Consider the following 26,823-nt stretch of genomic DNA (forward strand, 5'->3'; position numbering starts at 1 on the left):
CGTCGCGCCCTCTCAGCCCCGCCCTCGCGCCCACACCCAGGTGCCCGCGAGGGCGGGGCCGTAGCGCGTGGCGAGCTCGGTCGCGCCCATCGCAGGGGAGCCGCCCTCCATGGCCCAGCCACCGCCGTACGGTGGCTCTGCGGGCGGGTCGGGCAGTCTCGCGAGCCACACGCTGCGGGAGAGCTCGTGGGGCCTGAACGAGAAGTGCGCGCCGAGCCTGACCCCGCTGAGCCCCGTGCAGGACCGAAACATCTCGCTCACGTCGAGCGCGCCGGACATGTCCCAGCCAGACAGGTCCAGGAAGGAGAGCGAGGAGCATCCGCAGAACATGCCGCGCAGGTCCTCCGCCTGGGACGTCTCCCAGGCGGAGACGTCGAGCGCGGCGAGCGAGCGGCAGCCGCTGAACGTGCAGCGCAGGCTTCGCACCCGTGAGGTGTCCCAGCCCGACACGTCGAGGGAGACGAGCGAGGAGCAGCGCTCGAACGCCCTCCCCATGTCAATCACCTGGGACGTGTCCCAGGCAGAGGTGTCGAGCACGGCGAGCGAGCGGCAGCCCCAGAACATCCGCCGCATGTCGCGAACGACCGAGGTGTCCCAGCCCGATGTGTCGAGGGCGGCGAGCGAGCCGCAGCCGTCAAACAGGCGGGACATGTCGGTCACCCGCGAGGTGTCGAGGCCCGCGAGGTCCATGCGCTCGCAGCGCGACATCCCGCAGAACATGCCGTACATGGTGGTCACGCCCGAGCTGTCCCAGCCCGACAGATCGAGGGTGGCGAGCGAAGAGCAGTCGCAGAACATGCCGGACATGTCGCGCACAGCCGAGGTGTCCCAGCCCGATGTGTCGAGGGAGGCGAGCGAGGAGCAGGACTGAAACATGTCAGACATGTCGCGCACGCCCGAGCTGTCCCAACCCGACAGGTCGAGGGCGGCGAGCGAGGAGCAGTCGCAGAACATGCGCGACATGGTGGTCACCCGCGAGGTGTCGAGGCCTGCGAGGTCCATGCGCTCGCAGCGCGACATCCCGCAGAATAGGCCGGTGGCGTCCCCGCCCAGGCGCACCGTCCCGACCACCCTGACAGCCTCGACCTCGCCGCGCCGGCGACGCCAGGGGACCCTCTCCTCCGAAGGGCCTCCCGCATCGCCCCGAGTCTGCCCGGGTGCAGGCGCGATCCAGAGTGTGCCCCCGGGGTCTATCCTCCAGCGGCAGGTCCCCCACGCGGCCCACGCGTCGGCGGGAGGCCCCTCGACAGGGGCGGGGGACTCCTCCTTGGGCCCGCCTCCCTCGCAGGCGCCTGTGAGGGGACCCTCCTCACCAGGGCTCGCGACAGCACCCGTCTCGTCGGCCCCCAGCCCCTCGGCCACCCTGGCGTCGCAGTTCACGTAGAAGGTGATGTTGGCGAACCTCCTCGCGTAGGGAGCCGAGTGGTCGTCTCTCACGTAGACGTCGTAGGAGCAGTCATCGAACTCGCTGAAGTCGATCGTATCCCACTTCTCCTCGGGACGTATCTCGTCGTGAAAGACCTCCCTCGCCCCGGCAAGGATGCAGACCATCTCGTAGATGAGGTCCAGCACCTCCGCAGGGGTCCTGCCCTCTATCGGGCCTCCGTAGACGATCTCCTCCTGCAGGTCCTGGTGGGCCATGTGGTCCCGATGGCCCTCGGTGACAAGCCATATGCGCTCCCAGTCAAAGTCGATCAGGGAGATGAGGGGGCCTATGACCACCTCGAAGCTGCAGCTCCTCCCCCGGAGGGCCAGGCAGAAGGAGTGTGCGTCATCATCCTCCTCGTCGAGCTCAAAGGTCAGGAAGCGGGAGACGGCGCTTCTCTGGAGCCGCCTCACGAGGAGGAGGCGAACCTCATCGGACGAGAGCCGCATGCCATGTCCCCCGGAGCCGCCCTCGGGGCCCACCGCAAGCCAGGGGTGCCTGAACCTCCTGCGAACCTCCTTGATCATGCCTGCCCCCCTCTTTCTCGCCGCGTCCTCCGGCTGCCCCCTTGGCCCTGCCGCCGCCGCGCCCCTGGCAGCTCGCGCACAGGCGCCGCCATTAGACGCCTTCCCAGTCGTCCGCTGCGGCGTCGCAGTTCACGTGGAGGTCGATGTTCGAGAGCCTCCTCCTGTAGGGCTCGGTGTGGTCGTTTCTCACGTAGACGTCGTATGAGCGGCTGTCCGGCCGGTCGAGGTCGGGCGGGACGGCCCTGCCGCCGACGACGACCAGCTCGTCGTGAAAGGCCCCCGTCGCGCCAGCGAAGGCACGGGCCACGTCGCAGATAAGGCCGAGCAGCTCCGCGCGGGGCCTGCCCTCGACCGCGCCCCCGTAGATGACGTCCCCGCAGCGGTCCTGACAGGGCAGCTCGCCTCGAAAGGACTCCGCGACAAACCAGACGCACTCCCCCATGCGGCAGATCTTGGAGACGTGAGGACCCAGGCTCACCCAGAAGTCGCCATCCCTTCCGTTGAGGTGGAGGCAGGACGAGCGACCCCCCTCTCCCCCGCTGATGCAGGGGGTCAGGAACGGCGCCGCGTCGCTCTGCTGGAGCCTCCTTGCAAGCCACTCGGCATCGGCACGCGAAGAGCCCATCCCCTGACCCGTCGGATCCGCCGCCGCGCCTGCGTGGGCGGCCCAGTCCTCTTTTGTGGCGTCGCAGTTCACGTGAAAGGTCACGTTGGCGATCGTCCTTCTGTAAGGCGCGAGGCAGGCATTCCTGACGTAGACGTCGTACGGACGGCCCCCTGGCCCCATGGGACCGTCGGCCTCGACGTGAAAGACACCCCGCGCGCCCGCAAAGGCACACAGTGCCTCGCTCAGAAGCTCGGTCGCACGCTCGTTCGCGACGCAGACGACGTCACCGCGCAGGCCCTCACGCGCGAGCGGGTCGTGGCGGCCGTCGCCCACGAGCCATACCCGCTCCCCCATGAAGCAGACCCGCGAGGCGCCCGGGCCAATCTCCACCCGAAAGCCGCTGTCACGCCCGCCCAGGTAGAGGCAGAGCGACCGGCTCCCCTCGCCTACGATGAACTCGCCGCACCAGTCATCGTCAAGCTCAAGGGACAGGAGGTGAAGGATGCCGCCGCGACAAGCCCCACACGCCTCGCGCACGATGCCCCACATGAGGTCCTCGGGCGAGGGTCCCCCCACCTCCCCGAGGCTGCCTCCCATGGGCACCGAGGGGTAGCGAGGCCTTCTCCTCACGCGAACCAGCTTGCCCATCTTTACTCTCCTCCCCTCGATCGCAAGACTTACGTACCCATAGGTAAAGGTCCCCCGACGTAGCAGGAGGGCTTTATTAGAGGCTTCGTGAGTTCGTGTGGGTGGTGGTTGCGTCACCGCACTGGCGGCGTGGGCGTCACCGCCAAGGTGACGTGGGCCTCACCGCCAGGGCGACGACGCAGGAGTGTACACAAATCGGTGGAAATGGCCTCTCGGGGCCATTTTGGGGTATTTGTGTACACTGTTGCGACTCGCGAGGCGCCCCGTGGTGACGCAGGGGGACGCAATAGTGTACACAGATCGCCGAAAACGGCCTCTCGGGGCCATTTTAGGGCATTCGTGTACACTGTTGCGCCGTGGGCTTGGGTTGTGGGTGGCCTTGGGATCGCAGGAGTGTACACAAATGGGAGGATCGGGCCTCTCCTCACCGGATTGGGGCATTTGTGTACACTGGTGCGACGCGAGTCGCGATACGAATCGCGACGCGAGCTGCCTGCGCCAGGTGGCGCGAGCGCCTCAACCGCCACGGCGTGCCGGCGGCGCCCCCTCGCTGGCCCCTCCCGCTTGGTCGGGAAGACAGGCTCTGCGCGAGTGGCGCCGCCGCGAGGTTGGCATCTTCGCCGAGGCGTCAACCCACACGAGCCCCCGAAGAGCCTCAGATTACGGCCAGCAAATGAGCCAGTGTCAACTGACAAAACCCATCCCTATGCTGCGGATTGCGGCACCTGATGGAAGGGACGACGCCGTCTCACTGGCTTGCCTTAGCCTTCCTGGAAGCTCTTCCCTTCGCCTTCGCGCTCGTCGCGACGAGGGAGTCATATGACGGAGAGTGCCGCACGAGCGCAGCGGTGATGGCAAGGACGCCCGCAAAGACAGCGAGGGATGTGAGCGGGGCGGCGGTCTCGCTCGCGGCCGCGTACCCCACCAGCGCGTAGCCCGCCGTGATGGGAAACACGTCCGAGACGCTTGAGCTCCCGACGAATAGGCAGGTCAGGCTCAGTAGGAACGCGACACCGGCACCTACGGTGTACAGCCCGCGCCTCCTTGTCGCCAGGACGATCACGGGCGTGACGGCAAGGTAGCACAGCAGCGACATGCCGCAGATCTGCCAGCAGGCCAAGCATATGCCATCCACCGTGACGCCATCGAGCCGCAGGAGAAGCGTGCCAGACGCAAGCGTGAGCGTGAAGCTCGTGATGCCAAACAGGAGCGATACAAGTCCCCCCGCCAGTAACTTTGCGACGAGGAGCCTCTGAAAAGGCACCGGGATCGTCAGAATCGACTTCAACGTGCCCGCGCCGTACTCTCGGTCGATCATATGCCCCCCAACGAGGGCGAGTGTCGCCGGGAGCACGAGCGTCGTGTTGTTGAACACCACCACGTAGCTCAAGAGGTCGAAGTACATCCTCTCCCCTACGCTCATGCCCAGGTACATCTGGAAGGTCGAATATCCTACCGACAGTAGGACGGCGGCCAGCCCAGCAAGCAGGATGTTGTCCCGCTTTGTCTTGGTCACCTCACAGCAAAGCAGTCCCCGCAGGCTCATCTAGCACTCCTCCCTTCCGTATAGCACGAAGGAGACAACGGAAAAGGCCGCGCCGCCACCCGCCAACGCGAAAAGTGCCACAGACGTCGACAGGACGCGAGCCGCCAGCGACGCGGGCATTCCCGAGGGTGCGAAGCTGCCAAGATACCAGCGAAACTCGATGACCCGAGGCAGGCAGGCCGCGACCGGATTGGAGGTGGCTATCCCAGCGGCAAAGGCGTTGACGACGAGGATCCCCGCGATCGCATAGACGAGGCTTGCGACGACGCAGGCCACCTTGTTGCAGTGAGCGAGGAGGAACACGGCGACGAGCGGGAGGATATCGAGCAGGGCCATCACCCCAAGCATGAGACCTGATCCCATATAGACTGGAACGTTTTCAGGAAGGGCGCCGACGGCCAGGCCGCCTGCCAGAGTCGCGAGAAACATGGCCGCAGCATATGCAACTGCCAGGGCAAGTAGAACGCAGAGCTTCGCAAAGAGCAGCTGACCTTTTGAGACGGGGATGGACAACAGGTTCTTGAGGGTATCGTTGTCACGCTCCGCCGAGAGAAGCAGGGTTCCGACAATTCCAAGCGCGCAGGGCAAGAGAAGCAGGTAGCCGTAGAGGAACACAAGTCGAAAGAGCGCGTCGAAGTCTCCGTCCCGGCGAGAGGCGTACGCCGCCAGAACGATCGGAAACAAACAGAGCAGCGCCAGGATGGCCTTCGGAAACGCCAGGCGCCTGAGCTTGAGGAGCTCACATCCCACGAGCCTAAGCAACTCCCTCACCTCGAGTTATGCGCTTGAAGTGATCCTCAAGACTCTCTTCGCAGGTGTGGGCCTCGCAGACCTCCAAGCCCCCTCGCACGTACGCAGACACGACGGCAGCCACGGGCAGATCGAGGTTGTAGAGCCTGAGGCTGTGGTCATCCTCCACGGAGAAGCGCTCTTCACCGAAGGCCTCCTCCAAGATCCTGGCCGCCTGAGCGGCATCCGAGACGACGAAGTGGACGTTCTTTCCACTGGCTTGCTCAAGGTCCGCAAGGCTCTGCTCCTCGAGCAGCGTGCCCTGGTCGATGATGCCGATGTCGTCCGCGAGGAGTGCGACCTCGGAGATGATGTGACTGGAGAGCAGGATGGTCTTGCCGCGCTCGTCGCAGAGGCTTCGAATGTAGGAGCGGATCTCGGCTATCCCTATGGGGTCGAGCCCGTTGGTCGGCTCATCCAAGATCAAGAGCTCAGGATCGTGCATCACGGCCAGGGCGATGGCGAGCCGCTGCTTCATGCCGAGGGAGTATTGGGAGAACAGCTTCTTGTCATTGTGGAGCAGGCCGACAAGACCCAGGGCGTCCTCTATCGCGTGCGCGTTGGGGATGCCCCGCAGCGTCGCGAAGATACGGAGGTTCTCCGTTCCCGTCAGGTTCGGGTAGAAGCCGGGCTCCTCGATGAGGCTGCCGACCCGAGAAAGGATCTGCCGCTTGTTGCCCTCTAGCGGCAGGTCGAACACCCTCACCTCGCCAGACGTGGGACGTGTCAGCCCCAGCATCATCCTCATCGTGGTCGTCTTGCCCGCACCGTTTCTCCCCAGCAGACCATAGATGCGCCCTCTTCTTACGTGAATGTTCAAGTTCGCCACGCTCGCCTGCGTCCCGTAGCGCTTTGTAAGGTCTTTTGTCTCTATGATGCAATCCGACATGTTGGCATCCTCCTTTCCTGACATTATTCGCCCGCCACCTTGCCCCACCCTTGCCTCACCCTTGCATTAAGCTTGCATTTTCGGACTCCCCACACCGAGCTGATCTCCGCCTCCGCTTTGGTGCGCGCACGGAAAGGACAGGGTGAAGGTGGCACCCTTCCCAAGAGCGCTTGTGACGGAGGCGACCCCACCCATCATCGTCGCAAGCTGCCTGACGATGGCCAGGCCAAGGCCACTACCCCTCCCGCCGCGTCCCTCGTCGCAGCGGTAGAGCCGATCGAAGACGTGCCCGAGGTCCCTCTCGGCTATGCCCACGCCGTCATCCGCGACGGAGAGCCGCAGAAACTGATCCTGTTCCGACACCGAGATCCCGATCTTGTTGGCCCGGCCATGGGACACGGCGTTCTGGATGAGGTTGTTGAGGATGCGCACGTAGCCCTCCCGGTCAAGAGTCGCGACGATCGCATGGTCAGGCATGTCCAGCTCATAGGCTATGTCTTGCTCCTCCCAGAGGGGCACCCAGTCGGCGACGGCCTCTAAGGTGAGTCCCACCACATCGACCGGCCCCATCTGCAGCGTCAGCTCTCCCGAGCTGAGCCTGGACCAGTCGAAGAGGGCGTCGATGCGGTCCTTGAGATCGTGCGCCTTTTGCCGGGCCGTCTCCACGTACGTTTGCGCCTCTCCGTTGGAGACGATGCCCGCATGGACTGCGTCCAGGTAGCCGATCAGGGTCGTCAAGGGCGTCCTCACGTCGTGGGACAGGCTGGTCATAAGACGGTGACTCGCCTCCTTAGACTTGCGAAGCTCCACGAGTTGCGCCTCGCACCCCTCGATGACCTCGTTTACCTCGTACATAAGCGGGGCCGTCAGCTGTCCGGGCGCCGCGAGGATGCGACGGTTGCCGCTTGTGCCCCTCACGTCTTCCAGAATGCGCACGGCGGCAGCCAGCTGGCTCTTGACGCGAAAGGTCAAGGCGATGGCGCCGGCGGCGCACGCCACGGACAGAACGACGACACAGCCTTCGATGATCCCCATCTGTGGTCATGCCTCCCTGCTAAAGCGGTAGCCGACGCCTCTCACGGTCTGGATATAGGAGGGGTGACTCTGGTCAGGCTCGATCTTCTTCCTCAGGCGGCTGACGATGGCCATGATGGTGCTGTCGTCGTAGGCGTATGGCTCACCCCAGACCTCCTCGTATATCCGCTGCTTGGTCAGGACCCTTCCCTGGTTTCTTGCGAGAAGCAGCAGCAGGTCGAATTCCTTCGGGGGAAGCTCGATGGGGCCGCCCGCCGTCTGGACGACACGCGCGTCGGGATCGATGGAGAGGCCCGAGAAGCGAATCGGCGACTCGCCGCCCCCCAGTCCACGATTGAGGCAGGTGTAGCGACGGATCAAGGCGAGGACGCGGGCCGAAAGCTCCTCTAGGTCGAAGGGCTTGGGCAGGTAGTCATCAGCTCCGGCACGCAGTCCCCTCACCTTGGAGGCGCCGTCTCCCTTTGCCGTCAGCATCAGCACAGGGACGCAGCTTCTCGCGCGGATCTTCTCTAGGGTGTCGAACCCGTCAAAGCCCGGCATCATGACGTCGAGGATCACGAGCTGGTAGTCCCTGCCCTCCATGCGCAAAAGGCCGGATTGGCCCGAATGACAGCAGTCAGCGTCCACCCCCGCCGCGACCAGTGCCCTTTGCACCAGGGCGCAGAGCTCTCTGTCGTCGTCTATGATCAGGACTCTGTCCATACGCCTCTCCCATCTGCGCCGTTTTGTCCAGTATCTTCTCGCTGCGGCCCATGGTATCCTAGTCCCGCATCCAGGTCTGGGGCGACCACACGGTTTTCCCCACGGTTTCAGGGAGGAGCGTTGCCACACATGCAATTCGAGGAGCTGTGGAGGGACCTTGCCAATCTAGACGAGGTGGAGGCGCTTGCCTTGGGCGGTTCCAGGGCAAGCGACAGTCACGACGAGCGTTCCGACTATGACCTATACGTCTACTGCAACCCAATGCCACAGGTATCGGCAAGGCGTCAACTGCTGACACGGCACTGCCAATACATGGAGATCGACAACCGCTTCTGGGAGCCAGAGGATGACTGCACCATGAGGGACGGTATCGACATCGATATCGTTTACCGAAACCTGGACGCCTTTGCCGAGGGCATTCGCGCCGTCGTTGACCTGCACCACCCGTCCAATGGGTACACGACCTGCAACTGGCACAACCTCATCCGCTGCAGGGTCCTGTACGATCAAGACGGCCGCCTGCGTCAGCTGCAAAAGAAGTATACCGTGCCCTACCCGCACGAGCTGAGACAGAACATCATCGACCGAAACCTGCGCCTGCTGACGGGAAACCTCCCGTCCTATGACCGGCAGATACAGAAGGCGATCAAGAGGGATGACCAGGTAAGCGTGGGGCACCGAACCGCAGCCTTCATGGAGTCATACTTCGACATCGTCTTCGCGATGAACGGGCTGACCCACCCCGGCGAGAAGCGCATGCTCGCCACCGCGCTCAAGGAGGCCAAGGTCCTGCCTCGTGACTTCAAGCGCAACATCCAGCAGCTCTACTCAGACCTGCACATCAAGCCGGAAGCCGCCATGGACGACATCCGGCTGCTGGTGGACGAGCTCAAAAGCTGCCTGTCACGCGCGTAGAGGGTCGCTCGCCGACCGCGTCGACTTCTCCAATCCGGGAACATCTTTGGCTCTTCGAGGGTTCGTATGGGTTGACGCCTCGGCGAATCGCGGCGCAACAGTGTACACAAATGCCCCAAAACGGCGTCGGGAGGCTATTTTCGCCGATCTGTGTACACTCCTGCGTCCCCACGTCTGTCCACAACGGCGCAACAGTGTACACGAATGCCCCGAAACGGCCCCGAGAGGCCGTTTTAGCCGATCTGTGTACACTCCTGCGTCACCGCCCCGGCGGTGAGGGCCACGCCGCCGGGGCGGTGACGCAACCACCCACACGAGCTCACGAAGTCTCAGTTAGGTTTGCGCATTTACATTGTTCGGGACCGAGGGGCCGCCGACTCGAACCCAGTCGTCCCAGCCATGAGCGTACAGGCCAGAGGCTTAGGCCTCCCGGCCCCTCTCCCATGGTCTCTCCTGAGGCGGCAGAATTCCCTAGAGATTTTTGCCATCATGTGAGTAGCAATTTCGGGGATGGGGTATAGGAGGGACAACGTAAGGCATGGCCGGGGCCACTTCGACGGGCCATCGGCTCAAAGGGACAAAGGAGATAGAGCAATGAAGAAGGAACTCGTTCAGCAAGTCAATTCCTACGTCGCCAACCTTGGCGTGGTGTACATCAAGACCCACAACCTCCACTGGAACGTCTTTGGCCTGCAGTTCAAGGCAGTCCACGAGTACCTCGAGGCGCTCTACGACGCCTACACCGACAACATGGACGAGGCCGCCGAGCTGCTCGCCCAGAACGGCGAGACCCCCGCCGCGAGCTACAAGGAGTTCCTGGAGCTCGCGACCATCGATGACGTTCCCGCCAAGGCTTGGGCCGTCAAGGATGCCATCCAAACCGCTCTCGACGACATGACCGCGCTCAAGAAGCAGGCCCTTGAGATTCGTGATGCCTGCGAGGACGAGGACTTTGCTGTTGCCAACACCATGGAAGACCAGGTCGCTGCCTACAACAAGGAGATCTGGTTCATGAGGTCTATGCTTAAGTAGGCATAGCAGAGTCTTTAAGGTAACAGAGTACCCAAGCGAAGTTCCGCAAGCTCCTTATAGAAGGGGCCATGCGGGCAGAAACCCACAAGTGAGGAGCTCACCATGTTCGAGCAGATCAAGCTTCCCTACGCCTATGACGCCCTTGAGCCCTACGTCGACGCGTTGACGATGGAGACCCACTACTCCAAGCACCACGCCACCTACACCAACGCCCTCAACGCCGCTGCCGAGAAGGCCGGTGTCGCTGGACAGCCCATCGAGCACGTCCTTTCCTCCCTGGACAGCATCGACGAGTCCCTGCGTAGCGCCCTCCGCAATAACGGCGGCGGATTCTATAACCACAACCTGTACTTTTCCATCATGTCCCCCACTCCCGCCGCTGAGCCTACGGGTGTGCTAAGGGAGAGGATCGAGCAGACCTTCGGCAACGTCGACGAGCTCAAGGCGCAGCTCAAGAGCGCCGCTGTCGGACGCTTTGGCTCTGGCTGGGCGTGGCTTAACGCCGCCAATGACGGAACCCTGAGCGTCGCGTCAAGCCCCAACCAGGACAACCCCCTTAGCGAGGGCCTTGGCGTCACCCCGATCCTGGGCATTGACGTCTGGGAGCACGCCTACTACCTGAAGTACAGGAATCTACGCGGCGACTACGTTGACGCGTTCTTCTCAGTCCTTGACTGGGATGCCGTTGCCGCCAACTACACAAAGGCCATCGCATAGGACCCTGCGCCTCTGACGCCTCAGACCTCAGGCGTCCTTGGTTCCTCGGGCATAGGCTACATGGCCCCGCCGCCTCTCGCCCCTTGATTCATGGGGGGCGGGAGGCTTCTCTTCTTGGGGGATGAGGGAGAGGATGCTCTTCGGGCCTTGGCCCGTGCTTGGTGCACGGCATCTCATGAGCGCCCCCGGACGCATTGGGTACGCGACTGACACCTACACGCCTCGTCGCATCTGCGTCCGTTTGCTGCGCGTGCACACGCTCCCAACGCGTATGCACGCGGACGAGAAAAGCCGAAGAGCCCGTAAGGCCCATCGGTGAGTGGCGACGTGCCCTGCTGGAACTACCGATGAGGACCCCCTACCACCTACGATGCCCTGGCTGGCGCCCTGGGGGCCTCTCGCAGCACGCTCTATCGCGATCCGCACGCACTCGAGCTGGCGGGACCACATCGCTCGGGCGAGGTCAGATAAATCTCACAGACCTTTCCAAGACGGGTTTCTCGTCTGCGCGGCAATGTCGCAAGCTCTCCAAAGGCCATTCGGTGAGCGTCGGGCGTATTGGAAAGCTGGAATGCGACTTCTTCGCAAGGCGGGACGACAGCTACGCCCACGTGCAGGTATCGATGACGATCGCCAGCCCTGAGGTGGAGCGACGCGAGCACACGCCATTCGGGAGGATTCGCGATGGATGGCCGCGCTTCTTGTCCACATTTGACCCACTTAGGAGCCAACGCGATGGGGTGCACCACCTGAACCTCATGGAGTTCCTTAAGGCAAACTCGGACCTCTTCTGATGTCACCCCAGTCGCCACGCATGTATTCGTATGCAATTGAGGGGAAGCCCCGGTACCACCCCTCCTCACGTCACCTGGAGGATGAGTCGAGCGGCTCGAATAAACTGTATAGGAACAGGGGGCCCGCAGGAAATCTTTGAGCCAGGTGCCGGCGTACGCTGCCTACGGGTTCCAGACAAAGCCGCTGACTATCACAAGTACCTGCTCGCTCCCGTCTCCTTCAGAGCGATTGCGGAACCTCTCCTGCCATGAACTGAGGACGTCATCGAGCTCCGCCCGTAGGACGTCGAGCTCTGACGGGGTGAGCCTAAGGATCGAGTCGAATCCGATCTCGCTATCATGCCACTCTTTGGGAATCGTCCCATAGTTACCAAGGTAACGTCCATATGCATCAGCATACGATTGCGCCGACGCCCTTCTGATGGCAACCTCGGTCTCTAGGCCAGACGTTTCGCCCTCGTCCAAATCAGGCTCTATCACGGCCGGCGACGTCTCCCACCAGCTCTGCCTGTGGTCGCCCTTGCCACGGTCCGCGCGCCTTACCAGCCCCACTTCCTCAAGCTTTTGGAGATGGTAGCTGGCGCTGCCCGGGGCGATACCAGTCTGCGCTGATATCTGCCCTACAGTCCTCTTGCCCCCGTTCCTCAAGAGCCCAAGGATCCTCATGCGGACGGGGTTGGACAAGGCCTTGAGCGTCGCAATGTCCGAAACCTTCAGAATTTTCCGCCCCATTCACGCCTCCAAGTCACTCAGTTGCTAAGACGATTATGCCAATGAGGAAGACTCTTGACTCAGAGTCTGGCAAATAACAAAATAGTTTGTACAATACTTCTTGTTGATTTTCGAGTTGGAAGGGGTCGACAGCGTTTGAGAAGCCATTCTCCCCAGGACAAACGTCGAAATTCGCCCCTATCGCCAAGCGAGCTCCTGTATCTGTGTGGCCATGGCATCGGGGTGGCAGGAGACCAACTTTTCTATATTGCGCTTGCGTGGTATTGCATTGAGGTTTCTGGCCTGGAGTCAACCGCCGGGCTCGTCGCGTTCCTCGGGGCCCTTCCAAGAACCCTGCTGCTACTTCCGGGAGGTGTGGTAGCCGACAAAAGAGGCAGCAAGCATGTCGCCGTGCGTGCAGCATCCGTGCGAACCGCCTTGCTCTCCCTTGCTGTTGCGGGAACGTTCCTTCAGGGCATGTCTCTTGGGCTTCTCGTTGCTGCGGCCACCATGTTCGGCGTGACCGAAGCGTTCTATCTTCCAAGCTCTCAGAGCATGGTCGCGACCGTCGGCAAGCCGGGTAGCGAGGAGAGGCTTCAGCCCCTGTTCTCCGGCGTCGAGAAGGTGGCCCTGTCCGTCGGTTCCGCGTTTGGGGGAGTGTGCATAGGCGTGCTCCAACCCTCTGGCGCATTCCTTATCATGGCGGCAGCATCTGCGGTCTCTGCGGCCATGCTTGCCCTCGTCAAGGAAGGGCGACCTGCTCCGGCGGGCACTGACGTGACCGTGGTGTCCATCTTCGCTGGTGTGACCACTGGATTGAGAAAGGTGCTGACCCGCCCGTCGCTAAGGTCGACCTTGATCCTGGTGACTGTCGCCGAATTCGCGGCGTCGGGCCTGACGGGAGTGGGCTACGCGATGCTCTCATCGGAGCAGGGCTGGGGAAGCGAGCGGATGGGGGCCATCCTTTCGTACTTTGGGATAGGCGCGGCCATGGCCTCCTTTCTCGTGGCGCTCTTTGGCACGAGACGGGGGGCGGAGCTGGTGGGGCCTTCGATGTCCATCGTCGGCCTGGCATTTGCCGCATCGGGCGCATGCAAATCTCCTCTTCTCTGCGCCCTCCTTGCAGGTGTCGCTGGGCTTGGGAGCGGCGTATCCTCGACGATGCTCCTGACGCGCTTCGTCACCCAGGCTGAGGAAGGCCAGCTGGGCGTCTCCATGTCCCTGCTCAGCACCGCAGTCTTTGCAGCCGCGCCCCTTTCCTACCTGTACTGCTCGCTCGTAGCTGGCCTCGTTTCAGTTGTGGGCGTGTTCTGCTCCCTGGGTGCACTTTTGGTTTTGACGAGCTTGCGTTGCCGATGCATGGGCGTGCAAGAGACAGACGGCTGACGCTCACGGCGCAGCTGGAGAAGCACCTCCGCCCCCGGGGCGATACCAGTCTGCGCTGATATTTGCCCTACAGTCCTTTTGCCTCCACTTCTCAAGAGCCCACGAACCCTCATGCGTGGCGGGGTTAGTGTTAGCGTCGGCCTGAATCGACTTCCGCGTGTTCCCGCCATATCCGCCCCGTGCGAGCTGTGTCGCCCCTGCAACCCAAGAGGGATACGGCCGCCACTGGCTGTGACGTCTCCCAAGCACCGCGTGTGCGACAGGGGACCACCGTGACCTGCCCGGCCTTCGCTGTCGTACCCGCGTCGACCATGGGCTAGCCCCTCCCGCTCTCACCCTCGTCGATAAGCCACTCGCCCGACCTCCTCGAACCGATGCGCCTGAGGCGACCGTCATCCTGCAGCTGCCTCAGGGCAAGCGCGACGGTGCTGCGGGCAACGCCCAGCTGCCTTGCCATGGATAACTGCGTGATGCCCGAATCGGCGCGAATCAGCCTCTCCAGCCTCTTGTCGAGGTCCTCATGCACCTTGCCTGACGTATTGTCCGATCTATTGTCCGAATTATTGTCCGACGCGCTACCGTTGTCCGATATATTGTCCGACTCACTGCCCCAGCTCAGCCTGTCACACGGCCCATCGTCCGAAGTCGCGCCAAGCGCGGCCGGATCCCTACCCGTCCGCACGACACGGCTGGCAGGAGCGCTAAACGTGACGAGCAGGCTGCCCCCAGCAAGACCGTACTCGGGCGGCTCGATGCCGTCGAGCTTACACTCGGTGAATATCTTCTGAATTCCGCGTCCCCAGCCTTCTACGAGGCCAGCGAGAAAGAACGCGTTCGCGACCTTCGGATTATGCGGCTCTGACGCATGGAGGCCAAGGAGGCTCTCGATGGTCCAACCCTGTGGGAGGACGCATGCATTACCAACGATGAGGCGATCATCGTATACGCGAATCTGGACCGGAGCGCCCGAGGCGTAATGCTTATGTGCCACGGCGTTCACCACGGCCTCACGCACAGCTGGACGAGGAAACGCGAACCGCTCCACGCGATAAATCCCGTCATAGGAGATCTTGGCCCGCAAGTACTTAGCATAGAGCAGGTCGATCGTCTTGTCCACCTGCTCTATGACAGGACCGCCCACGACGTCTTGGTAGAGGATCTCTGGCCCCTCAAAGAAGCCGACCTTCACGGAACTTCCCGGGACGAAGGCCTCCGGGTCCCGCGTGAAGAGCAGGGCGGCCGCATTGGTCAGGTAACCGTCCCTCATGAGCTTCAGGTGCGCGATGAGCTCGCCCGGCCCCTCGAAGGTGGCCTCGTCAGGTATGCGCCCCCTCCTGCGCGCACCGTCCACGAAGCGGTCCATCGCACCCTTGTCAAGGTCATCGAGCGAAAGGTCGGGCGCCGGAGCACTGTCCCAGCTTTGCCCCTGCCTTCTTAGCAGAAAGGTGTCAAGCGCGGCCCCCTTGAGCAGTTGGTTGGTCGCGCCCACACGCATGTAGTACAAACCCTTGCAGCTTATGGGAAACGCTTGGGGATCGACGTCGATCTCGATGAACGTGCCGTGCGAACTGCCCGCCATGCGGACGGCCGGTGCTATGCCCAAGACGCTGACGATTTTGTTGGGGATGTCCTCGAGCAGCCGGTGCGGGTTGTCGAGCCCGAGCACGTTGCCATCATCGTCGACACCGATGTAGATGACGCCGCCCTGCGCATTTGCGAACCCGCAGATCCACTTGAGCCAGTCATCGCGCCAGGAGCTCTTGTACTCAATGTTGTGGTTCTCGGACATGGTCCTCCTCCTGACCTTGGCAGGCGCATCCCGGGACGGGGCAGGCGTGCCTCGCACCGTCTTCGAAATCGCTCCCGATCGTCTGTTGTGCCAGACGTATTGAGCGCAGCGAGGCACGCCGAGGGGCTTTTGACGCCCCCGCACGTTGGCAGCGTCACGGATGATCACGATCTTCAAGAAACTGACGAGATGATACCCGATGAGACTGCGGGTGTTCCCTCATCCACACGCGGTCATAGGCGGAAGGACACCCTCAAAGGCGAGTGGTAGCTCGGACAGCGGTGACGATGACTCGAGCTGCCACACAAGAAGAGGCGCCCAGCTGCATCTTAGGGCACAGGGTGTAGACTTGGATGGACGCTGACAAGACATGGGACGCACGGCTACGGCAGGAGATGCCATGTTTGGGCAAGAGGAGCTTTGGCGATACCGCGAGGGCAACAGACTCGAGTTCAAGGAGGCGCAAGGCGGCCTCCCCAGGAGCTTCTGGGAGACCTACTCCTCCTTCGCCAATACCCAAGGAGGTCTCATTGTCCTTGGTGCCGCCGAGAAGAGCGATGGCACCATGAGGGCCATCGGCATCGCGAACCTTGAGGCGCTCAGGCGCGATCTCTGGGGTAGCCTCAACAACGAGCAGAAAGTGAGCACGAACCTCTTGCTTGACTCCGACATCACGCAAGAGTCCATCGATGGGAAGTCTCTGCTGCTCGTTTACGTGCCACGTGCCGATCGCACGCTACGACCCGTCTACATCAATGACAACCCCAAGCGCGGCAGCTTTAGGCGCAACGGGGACGGCGACTACCACTGCACGGCCGAGGAGTTGCGAGCGATGGCACGTGACAGCGCTGAGGGAGCAACGGACAAGCTGGTACTGACCGCCATTGACCTCGGCGCGCTGAGCGCGGAGACGATCGGCGCGTATCGCAACGTGTTCGCTGGCTACCGCCCTGACCATCCCTGGACGCGCCTGGGAAACGAGGAGTTCCTGCTGCGCCTGGGGGCCGTGGGGAGGTCTGCTGAGGACGGGATGGTGCATCCCACGAGAGCGGGCCTGCTCATGTTTGGTGAGGCGTGGCGCATCACGGATGAGTACCCCAACTACTTCCTCGACTGCCGAAGGCAGGAGTCAAGGCGGCGCTGGGACGACCGCATAAGCTCTGATGACGGGGAGTGGAGCGGAAACGTCTACGACTTCTACCGTAGGGCCTCGCCCATGCTTGCGCGGGAGCTCCCGGTGCCCTTCGAGCTGGACGCTGCGATGCATCGCGTGAGCGACACGCCGCAACACAAGGCCCTGCGCGAAGGCCTGGTCAATGCCCTTGTCCATGCCGACTACTATGGTCGCACGGGCGTGGTAGTCATACGGCGCCCTGGGAACGTCACGTTCTCAAACCCTGGGGGTCTGAGACTTGCCGCAGACGTCATCGAAGGCGGCGGCGTCTCGGACCCACGCAATCCCACGCTGTTCAAGATGTTCAACCTCATCGGGCTCGGAGAGAAGGCGGGCAGCGGCTTTGACGTTCTCAGGTACGCCGCGCGCTACGCAAGCGTCGCCGGCCCCCTCCTCGAGGAGCTTGGCGAGCCCGACCGCGTGAGGCTCACCGTTCACGTGAGCCTCACGGGCGGCATCGGAAACGACGGGGATGCCGTCGGAGGCGTCGGAAGTCATGTCGGTAATGTCGGAGATGATGTCGGAGGTAGTGTCGGAGACGTTGGAGGTCCTGAGCGACGCCCTTCTGACACCGAGGCCGTCGTGCTCGCCGAGATCCGAGCAAACCCCAAGGCCTCGGCCAAGGACATAGCCGCCAAGATCCAGCGAAGCGACAGGCAGGTGGAGCGCGCTCAGCGGTCCCTGCGCGAGGCCAAGGTCATCGAGCGCGTCGGCGGCACGCGAGGTCACTGGAAGATAAACCCTAGCTCCGGGGGCAATCTCTAAACGCGTCCACTTGTCGTTGAGGCCCTGGACAGTACGGTCGTGAAGGATGGGACGCCCGTCCGTATCGTCCGCCGATTGGAGGCCGCCGGAGGTTCGCGCTGCCAGTCAGACCTGAGTGCGCATCCCTGTATGTTCATCCGACGCAATCAGCGCTCCCTAGAGCAGCCTTCCCAACTGCCCGACCGCCCACAGGGGCACATTAACCATCCACCCCTCATCGCGATAGCCCGAAAGGGACGTCCTCACCACCCTATCTAGGCCGAAGCGCTTGGCGACGACACCCAAGCTCTTTGACCTGAGGTTCTCGGCTGCCTTGACCTCGATGGGCGTCGGCCGAGCTCCAATCTGCGTCACGACGTCTATCTCTGCTCGGCTGTCGGGAGATGACCAGTAGTAGGGCTTGAGTCCTGCGCACACCAGCTCCTGAACGACGAACGCCTCTGTCAGCGATCCCTTGAACTCAGTAAAGGCCCTGCCCTCGTCGAGTATCGCTGCCTCCGGCAGACCGGACTGCGCGCCGAGCAGGCCGACGTCCACGCCAATGAGCTTAAACGCCGCCCTGTCCTCATAGCCGGTCAGAGGTATCCTGAGCGCCGACGCACGGGGAACCCTGATCACGGCACCAAAATCTTCGAGCCACTGTATGCTCTCCTCGAAGTCACGCGCACGCGCCCCCCTGCGTAACGCGCCAAACACAAAGCGCTTGTTCTCCTTGGCAAGCTGTGCGGGAAGGGAGGCCCACACCAGTCGCATACGCTCGAGGATGCGAGCGGGAGCGTGCTTGGCAAAATCAGCAACGTATGCCTCAGTGATGTCTGTCTGAACGTCGCGCACGCCCCGGACGCTCGCCGCCTCGGCGTACCGTGAGACAGCAGCGGGCATCCCCCCAACCACCAGGTACGTGCGCAAACGATCCACCAGGCGACTCTGCAAGACCTTGCCCATGCTTGCAAACGTGGCTCCATCGGCGAAGATAACATAGTCGGCCAGCTGCGTGTCACCAATCCCTCGGAGGAACTCGATGAAGTCCATGGGGTGCAGCGTCAACAGCGTGACCTTCCCCGTGGGGAAGGATATGTCGCCTTTGCGCATGGCTATGCCCATGTACGAACCGGCGGCCACGACGTGGTACTCGGGCGCGTCCTCACAGAAGTACTTGAAGGCGGTAAGGCCGCGCGCAGCCTCCTGGACCTCATCGAAGAAAAGCAATGTGGTCGCAGGGTCGATGCTCGTATTGCGAACGATCTCGATCTCGGAGACGATACGCGCGGGATCAAGGTCCTTGGCAAACAGCCCTTGGAGAGCCGGCTCCCGCATGAAGTCAATTCGCACCGTGGATCTGAACGCCCGTCTGCCAAACTCCTCCAAAAGCCATGTCTTGCCTGTCTGTCGTGCTCCCCTCAAGACTAGCGGCCTGCGATGGGCATCGTCCTTCCATGCCAGAAGTCGGTCCATGAGCTTTCGTTCCATTGCGCACAACCCTTCGCACCTGATCGCGGTCATCGCTGGCACCAACGCAGAACTCCTTGTGCAAACTCACTCTACCACATATATCATCCCTATAAGTGGTGACAGATACACGATGTTGCTCGCTATTATGTGGGAGAGAACCACATTATTGGTATGATCTTGCCGACAAGATCGCTCCAAGTCGCACGCGTGTTGCAGACGCCAGGCACACGCCGCCCTCGACGTCTTGGTGGGCGCGTCCAGTCACGCCAAGGAGGCCACCCGCCCGTGCTAGGATGGTGTCCCCCAACAGACGGATGCGCGGCATCACAGGGCCGCAGGAGGAATCACCATGACAGACAGCAGCACGACGGGCCTCTGGGGCCTTCTTGACACGCTCAAGGGACACAGGTGGGTCGAGCTCTCCCACAGGCTCAACAACGAGAGCCCCTACTGGGGAGGCATGCCCGAGGGCGCCGTTAAGCTCGGCACCGTGATCTTTGACTGGGGCAACCCCATCCTCGACTGCCAGATCCAGTCCTTCACGTTCCCGGGGCAGTTTGGCACCCACATCGACTTCCCTGGCCACTTCGTCAAAGGCAAGCCCAACTCGGAGGCGTTTCTTGACCAGGCGCTCGCCTTTCCGCTGGTGGTCATCGACGTGAGCGACAAGGTTGCCCACAACGTCGACTACGCGGTGTCGCTCGACGACGTCTCCGACTGGGAGACGCGGCACGGGCGTATCCCCGAGGGCTCACTGGTCGCCCTGCGCACGGACTGGCACACCCGCTGGCCGGACAACGACGCCATGAACAACTTCGATGACGAGGGAGCCGAGCATTGCCCCGGCTGGACCATCCCCGTCCTTCGACACCTCTATGAGGAGAGGGACATCGCCGCCAACGGCCACGAGACCTTTGACACGGACGCGTCCGTGGAGGCCGCGCTCGCAGGCGACCTCGCAGCCGAGCGCTACGTGCTTTCGCACGGCCACGTGCAGGTCGAGGCCCTGACGAACCTTGACCAGGTGCCCGAGTCGGGCGCTATCGCCTTCGTGAGCTTCCCGCGCATCGAGGGGCGACAGGCCTTCCCGCCCACGTCTTCGCCATTTGCCCCGACGAGCGGGCCTAACGAGTGCGGGACCGCATATGCAGACCAGGGGCTTGCGCCTCTGTGCAGGCGAGGTGGGGTCGGACGTGCTGGACCCACCCCTCGGCTCCGGTCTGGGTACGAGGGACTGGTTGCCGGTGACGCGCCTCCGCACGTGCCGCGCTCCCGTATAGGCAGCGCGGGGAAGGATACGATATGAGGCTGCTCACATCGCTCATGCTCAGGCACAGGGTGCGCCTGCTAGCTGCGGCCCTGCTCACGGTCCTCGGGTCCCTCGTGGCCCTGCTGCCGGCTCTCTTCCTGCAGCGACTCATCGACGAGGGCTTCTCTGCGGCGGACTTCGGACGCATCTCGCTCTGGGCGGGCTGCATCGCGGCAGCCGCCGTCGCGCAGAGCGTGCTCAACGTGGTGTCCACCAGGCAGTTCGCCCTCGTCGGCCAGACGGTGGCGGCAGAGTACCGAGACGCGGTGGTGGACAGGCTGCTCTCGCTCCCGGTCAACTTCCTCTCTGACAAGGGCAGCGGCTACGTCGCCTCGCGGGTCGGCGAGGCGGGCCAGGTCTCGTCCCTGTTTTTGCCAAGCAACTTCAGCTGGCTGGGCACGCTTCTCCAGGCGGCCTTCGCGATCGCGATCCTCGCGTCGATGGACATCGTGGTCCTGTCCCTGGCGTGCGTCCCGTGCCTCCTGCTCGGCCTCTTCGTCGCCTGGGCCACCGCCGCGTTTCGCAAGGCGGTCAACGCGTCCCTTGAGGCGGGCGCCGACTGGTCCGGCAAGCTCAACGAGACGGTCCGGGGACGCGAGGAGATACGGCTCGGCGGGGGAAGGGCGCAGGAGCGGGAGGGGATGCTTGCCCGCGGGGAGCGGCTCAAGGAGGCGGGCATCCGGCAGAGCACCCTCTCGGGAACGACGACGGAGTTCATGAGGGTGTTCGCCACGGCCATGCAGGTACTCGTCTACGTGCTCTGCGGGTGGCGGCTCGTGCAGGGGTCGCTCACGCTCGGCCAGACCATCGCCTTCGCCCAATACGTGGGGAAGGTCTACGCCCCCATCATCGGGGCCATGTCGCTGGCCTTCACGGTCCAGCCCGCCCTGGAGGGCATGCGCCGCATCGACGAGACCTTCTTCGGCGGCGAGGCGGCTCCCGGGCAGGGGGCTGCCGTCCTTGGCAAGGTGGGCAGGATCGAGGTGTCCGGCCTCTCCTTCTCCTATCCGGGCTCCGGGCGCCGCCTCTTTGGCGACCTCTCCTTTTGTGCGGACAGCCCGTCCCTCGTCATCCTGAGGGGCAACAACGGCAGCGGCAAGACCACGCTCGTCAAGATCCTCCTCAGGCTGCTTGGGGGCTACGACGGGACCATCCGCGTGGACGGCATCGACCTCAAGGACATGGACGAGGCGAGCTGGCTCTCCCGCTGCGCCTGCGTGTCACAGCGCCCCTTCGTCTTCAACGACACCATCCGAAACAACGTCACCTACGGCCTGGGCCAGGTGAGCGAGGAAGACTACTCCCGCGCGCTCGAGCAGTCCGGCGTCGCCGGCCTCGTGGCTCGCCTCCCGGACGGCGACTCGACCGTGGTCGGCGAGGACGGCTATGCCCTCTCGGGCGGCGAGCGTCAGAAGCTGTCGCTTGCGAGGGCCCTGGCGAGGCGTGCGGACGTCCTCGTCCTCGACGAGCCGACGACAGGCCTCGATGCCGATGCGGTGCGCGAGCTGGAGCGGCTCGTCGGAGAGCTGTCGAAGGAGAGGATCGTCTTCATCATCGACCACACGGAGGCGTTTGCCCACGGCAACGCTCGGGTCCTGTCGATTGACGGGTCGACGTGACAGTCAATCGCAGAGGCGATAGTAGCTCAGGTCTTGCAGCTTGGAGATTGCGAAATCCCTGTCTTCAACGACAAGCCCACGCCTCTCCATCTGGGACAGCTGCTCATCAAAGGGCATTGCGTGGGAAAGTGGGAAGTAAGATGACCCCGCCTGGTTCGCTGCATTGCTGCTCGCGCGCGGGGTGCTATCAACAGGATTTATACCACCATTTGACGCGTTTGCACAACCGGCTTGGCTATTCTCAATAACTATTGGTTCACTTGAGGCTTCGTGAGCTCGTGTGGGTGGGTGCGTCACCGCCCCGGTGGTATGGACCTCAGGTCCGAGCGCTTTGGCATCACGGGGGCCATGGGGCCGTCGACATCGTGGGACCCGTGGCCCCCGCCCGGTCGCGCGAGCGACCGTGGGTACGCAGGAGTGTACACAGATCGGCGAAAACGCGCTCTCGACGCAACCACCGCCCGCATGCAGAATGCGCCCTTTGATGAGGCCCACACGCAGAGTGCGCCTTTCCGTGACGTCGCCCGCCCAGAGTGCGCCTTTCGGTCACGTCGCGGGTTGCGTCGCCGGCGCAGAGTGCGCCTTTCCGTGAGCCGGCGGGTGCAGACTGCGCTTTTACGTGAGACCGTCTGCGCAGAATGCGCCTTTGCGTGAGGTGGCTCCACGTTTGCGCAGGTAAGGAAAAGCACATTCTACGGAAAAGCGCATTCTGCGCGCGGGCCCTCACGGAAAAGTGCACTCTGGGCGACCGCCCGCATGCAGAGTGCGCCCTTTGGTGAGGCCCACACGCAAAGTGCGCCTTTCCGTGAGAGTGACCCCCCAGAGTGCGTCTTTGCGTGAGTCGCCGGTTGCAGGGTGGGGCACTTGTGTACGCCGCTGCGACGCGATTCGCCGAGGCGTCAACCCACACGAACCCCCGAAGAGCCGTTCACTTTCCATCGTTTCCGGTCTTCCCGCGACACGCACTCATGTCGGCTCTTGTACCTAGGCAGAGGATAGCAGCCGCGACTATCCTTCGAGACCTTATTGGCACATGTAAGGCCCCGCCTGCGAACTCATGAGACCCACCAGGAGCCACAAGGATCATCTCGCAATACCCCGCAGCCCTCCCCAGAGCACGTACTTCATCCTATCGCCAATCGCCTCTGTCTTTCCCACCCCCTTCAGGTGATAGGAACTCGCTCATGACCTCGAAAATGGCATCGACGTTAGTACAGGGGCATTGAGACGAAGGAGTGTCATTGCCGATATCGGCATGATACCTACGGAGCTTCAATGCATTTGCGCGGGCCACTTCCAGCTTAGCAAATAGAAGCTCAGACATCCCGTCCATGTTCTTCTTATATAGTATTCCGAATTCCCTCTTGAGCGCATCGGATAGCGCCTTGCAGCACGATGCGCTGTCCATCGGCGCCGTCGTGTACCGCAGATGCTCGAGCAGCCATATCTCGAAGCAGGGGTTCGACCACAGGGCATGGTACGTGGCGAGCTCTATGGTCTGCTGGCAGAGTGCCTCGACTCTGTCGAACTCCTCGTCGGAGAAGTCGTCCTTGTCATATACAAGCCACGCATGATCGTATACATCGGGCGACCTGCGGCAGGCTTCCTTCGCGTACTCGAGCAGGCCCATCGTGTGCTTGCCGGTGCTGCGCACCACCACGTTGACTTTCCTGCCATTGGCTTCTCCAAGCAGGAGCCTCATTCCGTTGAAGTACCTTGGCTCCGTCTCCGTGCCCTCGGTGACCACGAGGTGCCTGGTCATCTGGACGGTGCGATATCGCGGGGAGCCCTGCCTCACTGAGCTCCTCCATGCCTTGTTACGGTCGCCCCTCTTGACGGGCTTTCTACTCATGGGCAAGCACCCACTCTTCCATCCTCGACAGATACGGGTCGGCGCCATAGCGCCCCGCAAGGTACTGCCGGTCGAACGCAGCGTTCTTGCTCACGAGGTTGCCGTTGCTCTCGTGGATGTCCGCGAGCGACCAAAGCTGGCTCGACTCATCCTCGTCTTTTGCAGCGAACCAGATCTCGTCTCGGCGGAAGACGTCGTTCCTCATCGTCGAGACATCCTGCGACGTGAAAAAGAGCTGGGCGCCGTTACGGTTTATCTCCGGATTCTTGAAGAGCAGTGTCACGAACCGCAGGAGCTTCGGGTGCAGCTTCGCGTCCAGCTCGTCAACGGCGATGAAGGTCCCGCGCGCAAGCGCCCTAAGCAGGAATTTTGCAAGCCCGAGCATCTTCTGTGTGCCGGCCGACTCCTCCGAGAGCCGTAGCTCGTATGTTCCGTCATTCACCTTGTGCCTCACGAAGACTCGCTGGTTTCCCCGTTCGGCGTCATTAGCCTCCGTCCGAAAGCCGTCGATCCTTATGTCGACTGACCGCAGGAGACCCGTGATCGAATCGGAGTCCTCCTCGTCGAGCATCTGCTCGAGCATGAACTCCAGATATCCGCTGTTGTAGTTCAGAAACGTCGACCCTACGAACCAGGATACCGCATCCTGCACGGCGTCGAGATCGCTGTTCATACCAAGGAACGAGAGATAGGGTATAGCGACATTGAAGTTCGTGGAGACCCCGCTGCGCTTCAGCATTGGGCCCAAGGCAACCTCGCCACCCTCCCGGGTGAACAGCATCGCGGGCCGCGACCCTCCTACCTTGCGACGGTTGAGCGCCTCGTAGGTTATCTCCTGGTCGCTGGCGACCTCGAGTTCGTAGCGGTACTCATAACCGTTCGTCCTAAAGTACAGCTCGAAATCAGAGGGGGCCTTCAAGGTCTCCGCATCGAACGCGAACGGATTGCACCGTCTCAGACCGATCATCCTATTGCCATGGTCCCCGCCATGCGTGAGCGCAGTAATCGGTATCGCCACGGCACCGCAGACGTACTCGAGGGCCCTGTACAAGTTGGTCTTCCCGCCGGCGTTCGGGCCGTAGACCGCTGCGACGGGCAGGAGCCTCTGCGAGTCCCCGCCGGGAATGAGGGAGTCCGAGAACTCCTTCATCTGCGTGGCCTGCATGCTAAACGTCATCTCGTCCCGGAATGACCGATAGTTGCTGAACGTGAACTGGCAGAGCATCTTTGCGTCTCCTTTAGCCTTTCAAGACCTAGGATCTAACCGTTTTAACTCTGTATTTAGAGATTTTTTCTGATTTTACTATCTAAAATAACAAAGTCAAGATACTTAAGGGTAAGAACCAGACGTGATACTATAGACAGAAAAGCACGTGAGTGGGTCAAAGCTCATCCGTCGCTTTAAAGCCGCCCACGTGAGGCTCGGACCGCACCAGCCCAGTTCCTCAGCTAACGACTTCCTCGCCAGCCTGATATGTCTGCGCCACCTGTCTTCTCCACTCCGGAACGTGTGACTGCGGTGGGAATCTTGGGCCAAACAGGGACCCCCCGAGGCGCGCCAGGAAGCCCTCGGGCCTCGCGCGCCGCGCACCACCATACCGAGCTCGCCGCGCACGGCGCCGCCAAGCACTGCGGCTCTTGGGGCAACATCGCCGCCGACCTCAACCGCCACTGAACCTCACGCGCACGGGCCCACGCCGGGTATGCATTGCCCCCAAAGCACTTCGGCAAAGGGGCCTTTCTGGGATATGCCCCTGGGCGTCGGGTTCGTGGTACCCGCAGGCACCCCACTGGACGCCGCTCTGTCAGGGACCTAAGCATGTGAGCGGCATGACGTAGACGTCGGCGTCCTTGTCATAGCGCGCCAGCTCACCGGCTCCCACGAGCACCGCCATGAACGCCGGCGCTGGGTTTCTCGCCATGGGATTTCTCGCCACCTTGCGACGGAGGCGATCCAGGCTGGTGATAGCCTCCCCAAGCTTGTCCTCCCCGAGCTTCACCTCGATGCCCGCCCAGCGGCCGTCTGTCAGCTCGATGATAGCGTCGACCTCGAGGCCGTCGGAGTCGCGGTAGTAGTGGAGCGAATCGGCGGGTGCTCCGGGTAACGCGGACGCGTAGACCCGCAGGTCATGCATGGCAAGCGACTCAAAGAGCAGGCCAAACAGCTGCCCGTCGGACATGAGTCTTTCCTGCGTGATGCCGAGCAGCGACACCGCAAGCGACGAGTCGGCGAAGTACCTCTTTGGCTTCGTCCTCAACCGCGATCTTGAGCGTATCGGGGCATCCCACCCGCCAACCTCATCGACGACGTAAAGCCTTACAAGTTCCGAGGCGTAGGATGACGCCACGGAAGCACTCGCCTTGGGACTCGCACCGGATATCCCCGCATCTGCGGCAACGGTCGAGAACTTGACCGCCTTGCCTGAGTTTCTCGCGAGCGATTGGGCGACGCGGCGCGCCACCCTACCGTCAAGGCCTCGTCGAGTGATGCTAGCAAACAGGGCATCCAGATAGCTCGACACGTAGTCGCCAGTTCCCGCCGCCCTAGACCGGAGGGCTGGCCACCCACCCCTGCAGATCATGCGCGCATATGGCTCGAGCCGCTGGTGCGCGAGTTGTGGATCAAAGCGCCCGCCGAAGAGGCCTGCGAGGGAGATCGCCCCGCTCGACTCACCGGTCTCGACAAGGGTCATCGTGCTCATCCGGTACGTGGCTATACGTCCCGCCCCACTGTGCTGTAATCTGTCCTTATTGGGCTTGGAGGAGCCAGTTAGGATGAACTGCCCGCTCCTGTTGCCCGTCTCGTCAATTCGATAGCGAACCTCATCCCAGATTGACGGAACATCTTGCCACTCATCGATTGCGTGCGGTTGCTCCCCCACAAGTGCTGTCGTAGGGTCCGCTCGGGCAAGCGAGCGCTCGGCCTCGCGGCCTATCCTGGTCACGCTCGAGGCGAACGAGAGAGAGGTCCAGGTTTTGCCACACCACATCGGTCCGACAATCTCGACAGCACCAAACTCATCAAGCAGGCGTGACACACCTGCGTCGGCAATCCTTGGCAGATATCCATCCGGCTTGAGACTTCCCTGGTCCATAGGCCGACCTCCCATCTGATGCAGCTTGTTGTCTCAGAGCATAT

The 26,823-nt window shown here is 62.6% G+C and carries 21 protein-coding genes; 8 read left to right on the top strand and 13 right to left on the bottom strand.

The window, feature by feature from the left end; all coding sequences use genetic code 11:
* Positions 1–12 precede the first annotated feature (12 nt).
* From ADJ70_RS11365 to ADJ70_RS11395, 7 genes are all read right to left on the bottom strand, one after another.
* Complete coding sequence (locus ADJ70_RS11365; RefSeq protein ID WP_050341543.1) at positions 13–1,953, bottom strand: BspA family leucine-rich repeat surface protein; 1,941 nt, start codon at positions 1,951–1,953, stop codon at positions 13–15.
* Between the two features lie 91 nt (positions 1,954–2,044).
* Positions 2,045–3,208, bottom strand: a complete 1,164-nt coding sequence (locus tag ADJ70_RS11370) for a hypothetical protein (protein WP_050341545.1) — start codon at positions 3,206–3,208, stop codon at positions 2,045–2,047.
* Positions 3,209–3,956: 748 nt separating this feature from the next.
* A complete protein-coding gene (locus tag ADJ70_RS11375; RefSeq protein ID WP_050341548.1) occupies positions 3,957–4,754 on the bottom strand; it encodes an ABC transporter permease in 798 nt (265 codons plus the stop codon).
* Entirely contained in the window at positions 4,755–5,504 is a 750-nt protein-coding gene (locus ADJ70_RS11380) for an ABC transporter permease (RefSeq protein ID WP_172674502.1), read from the bottom strand.
* 4 nt (positions 5,505–5,508) lie between these two features.
* Positions 5,509–6,432 (bottom strand): ABC transporter ATP-binding protein, encoded by a 924-nt coding sequence (locus ADJ70_RS11385; protein WP_050344558.1) that lies wholly within the window; start codon positions 6,430–6,432, stop codon positions 5,509–5,511.
* A gap of 66 nt (positions 6,433–6,498) precedes the next feature.
* Positions 6,499–7,467, bottom strand: coding sequence for a sensor histidine kinase KdpD (locus tag ADJ70_RS11390; RefSeq protein WP_083443988.1), 969 nt, complete (start codon positions 7,465–7,467; stop codon positions 6,499–6,501).
* Positions 7,468–7,473: 6 nt separating this feature from the next.
* Entirely contained in the window at positions 7,474–8,169 is a 696-nt protein-coding gene (locus ADJ70_RS11395; RefSeq protein ID WP_050341551.1) for a response regulator transcription factor, read from the bottom strand.
* 129 nt (positions 8,170–8,298) lie between these two features.
* Here ADJ70_RS11395 and ADJ70_RS11400 point away from each other — a divergent pair, with 129 nt between their 5' ends.
* The 4 genes from ADJ70_RS11400 to ADJ70_RS11415 all read left to right on the top strand — a co-directional run bounded on the left by ADJ70_RS11400 (position 8,299) and on the right by ADJ70_RS11415 (position 11,627).
* Positions 8,299–9,084 carry a DUF4037 domain-containing protein gene (locus ADJ70_RS11400; protein ID WP_050341554.1) on the top strand — a complete coding sequence of 262 codons (786 nt, stop codon included), beginning with the start codon at positions 8,299–8,301 and terminating at the stop codon, positions 9,082–9,084.
* A 594-nt stretch (positions 9,085–9,678) separates the two neighbouring features.
* A complete protein-coding gene (locus ADJ70_RS11405; RefSeq protein WP_050341556.1) occupies positions 9,679–10,116 on the top strand; it encodes a DNA starvation/stationary phase protection protein in 438 nt (145 codons plus the stop codon).
* Positions 10,117–10,218: 102 nt separating this feature from the next.
* A complete protein-coding gene (locus ADJ70_RS11410) occupies positions 10,219–10,833 on the top strand; it encodes a superoxide dismutase (protein ID WP_050341558.1) in 615 nt (204 codons plus the stop codon).
* Positions 10,834–11,375: 542 nt separating this feature from the next.
* Positions 11,376–11,627 (top strand): hypothetical protein, encoded by a 252-nt coding sequence (locus ADJ70_RS11415; protein ID WP_050341560.1) that lies wholly within the window; start codon positions 11,376–11,378, stop codon positions 11,625–11,627.
* A 162-nt stretch (positions 11,628–11,789) separates the two neighbouring features.
* Here ADJ70_RS11415 and ADJ70_RS11420 read toward each other — a convergent pair whose 3' ends face one another.
* On the bottom strand, positions 11,790–12,359 hold the full coding sequence (locus ADJ70_RS11420) for a helix-turn-helix transcriptional regulator (protein WP_050341562.1): 570 nt from the start codon (positions 12,357–12,359) through the stop codon (positions 11,790–11,792).
* A gap of 222 nt (positions 12,360–12,581) precedes the next feature.
* On the opposite strand from ADJ70_RS11420, the gene ADJ70_RS11425 reads away from it, so the two are divergent.
* Positions 12,582–13,724 carry an MFS transporter gene (locus tag ADJ70_RS11425; protein WP_172674503.1) on the top strand — a complete coding sequence of 381 codons (1,143 nt, stop codon included), beginning with the start codon at positions 12,582–12,584 and terminating at the stop codon, positions 13,722–13,724.
* A 316-nt stretch (positions 13,725–14,040) separates the two neighbouring features.
* Here the strand turns inward: ADJ70_RS11425 and ADJ70_RS11430 are convergent, their stop codons facing one another.
* A complete protein-coding gene (locus ADJ70_RS11430; protein ID WP_050341566.1) occupies positions 14,041–15,513 on the bottom strand; it encodes an ATP-binding protein in 1,473 nt (490 codons plus the stop codon).
* 400 nt (positions 15,514–15,913) lie between these two features.
* Between ADJ70_RS11430 and ADJ70_RS11435 the strand changes: the two genes are divergently transcribed.
* Complete coding sequence (locus tag ADJ70_RS11435) at positions 15,914–17,452, top strand: RNA-binding domain-containing protein (RefSeq protein ID WP_050341568.1); 1,539 nt, start codon at positions 15,914–15,916, stop codon at positions 17,450–17,452.
* A 156-nt stretch (positions 17,453–17,608) separates the two neighbouring features.
* Here the strand turns inward: ADJ70_RS11435 and ADJ70_RS11440 are convergent, their stop codons facing one another.
* Positions 17,609–18,922 (bottom strand): ATP-binding protein, encoded by a 1,314-nt coding sequence (locus tag ADJ70_RS11440; RefSeq protein WP_050341569.1) that lies wholly within the window; start codon positions 18,920–18,922, stop codon positions 17,609–17,611.
* A gap of 331 nt (positions 18,923–19,253) precedes the next feature.
* On the opposite strand from ADJ70_RS11440, the gene ADJ70_RS11445 reads away from it, so the two are divergent.
* Together ADJ70_RS11445 and ADJ70_RS11450 are read left to right on the top strand one after the other, a co-directional pair.
* A complete protein-coding gene (locus tag ADJ70_RS11445; protein WP_253273191.1) occupies positions 19,254–20,210 on the top strand; it encodes a cyclase family protein in 957 nt (318 codons plus the stop codon).
* A complete protein-coding gene (locus tag ADJ70_RS11450) occupies positions 20,207–21,832 on the top strand; it encodes an ABC transporter ATP-binding protein (protein ID WP_050341572.1) in 1,626 nt (541 codons plus the stop codon). The genes ADJ70_RS11445 and ADJ70_RS11450 overlap by 4 nt, the downstream gene beginning before the upstream one ends.
* A gap of 1,129 nt (positions 21,833–22,961) precedes the next feature.
* Here the strand turns inward: ADJ70_RS11450 and ADJ70_RS11455 are convergent.
* From ADJ70_RS11455 to ADJ70_RS11465, 3 genes are all read right to left on the bottom strand, one after another.
* The gene (locus ADJ70_RS11455; RefSeq protein ID WP_050341573.1) at positions 22,962–23,684 is read right to left on the bottom strand and encodes an RloB family protein; all 723 of its coding nucleotides are present in this window, start codon (positions 23,682–23,684) and stop codon (positions 22,962–22,964) included.
* On the bottom strand, positions 23,677–24,909 hold the full coding sequence (locus ADJ70_RS11460; protein ID WP_050341575.1) for an ATP/GTP-binding protein: 1,233 nt from the start codon (positions 24,907–24,909) through the stop codon (positions 23,677–23,679). Before ADJ70_RS11460 ends, ADJ70_RS11455 begins: the two co-directional genes overlap by 8 nt.
* Before the next feature lie 580 nt (positions 24,910–25,489).
* The gene (locus ADJ70_RS11465) at positions 25,490–26,779 is read right to left on the bottom strand and encodes an ATP-binding protein (protein ID WP_050341577.1); all 1,290 of its coding nucleotides are present in this window, start codon (positions 26,777–26,779) and stop codon (positions 25,490–25,492) included.
* Positions 26,780–26,823 lie beyond the last annotated feature (44 nt).

Source organism: Olsenella sp. oral taxon 807, assembly GCF_001189515.2.
In the GTDB taxonomy this organism is placed as follows: Bacteria; Actinomycetota; Coriobacteriia; order Coriobacteriales; family Atopobiaceae; genus Olsenella_F.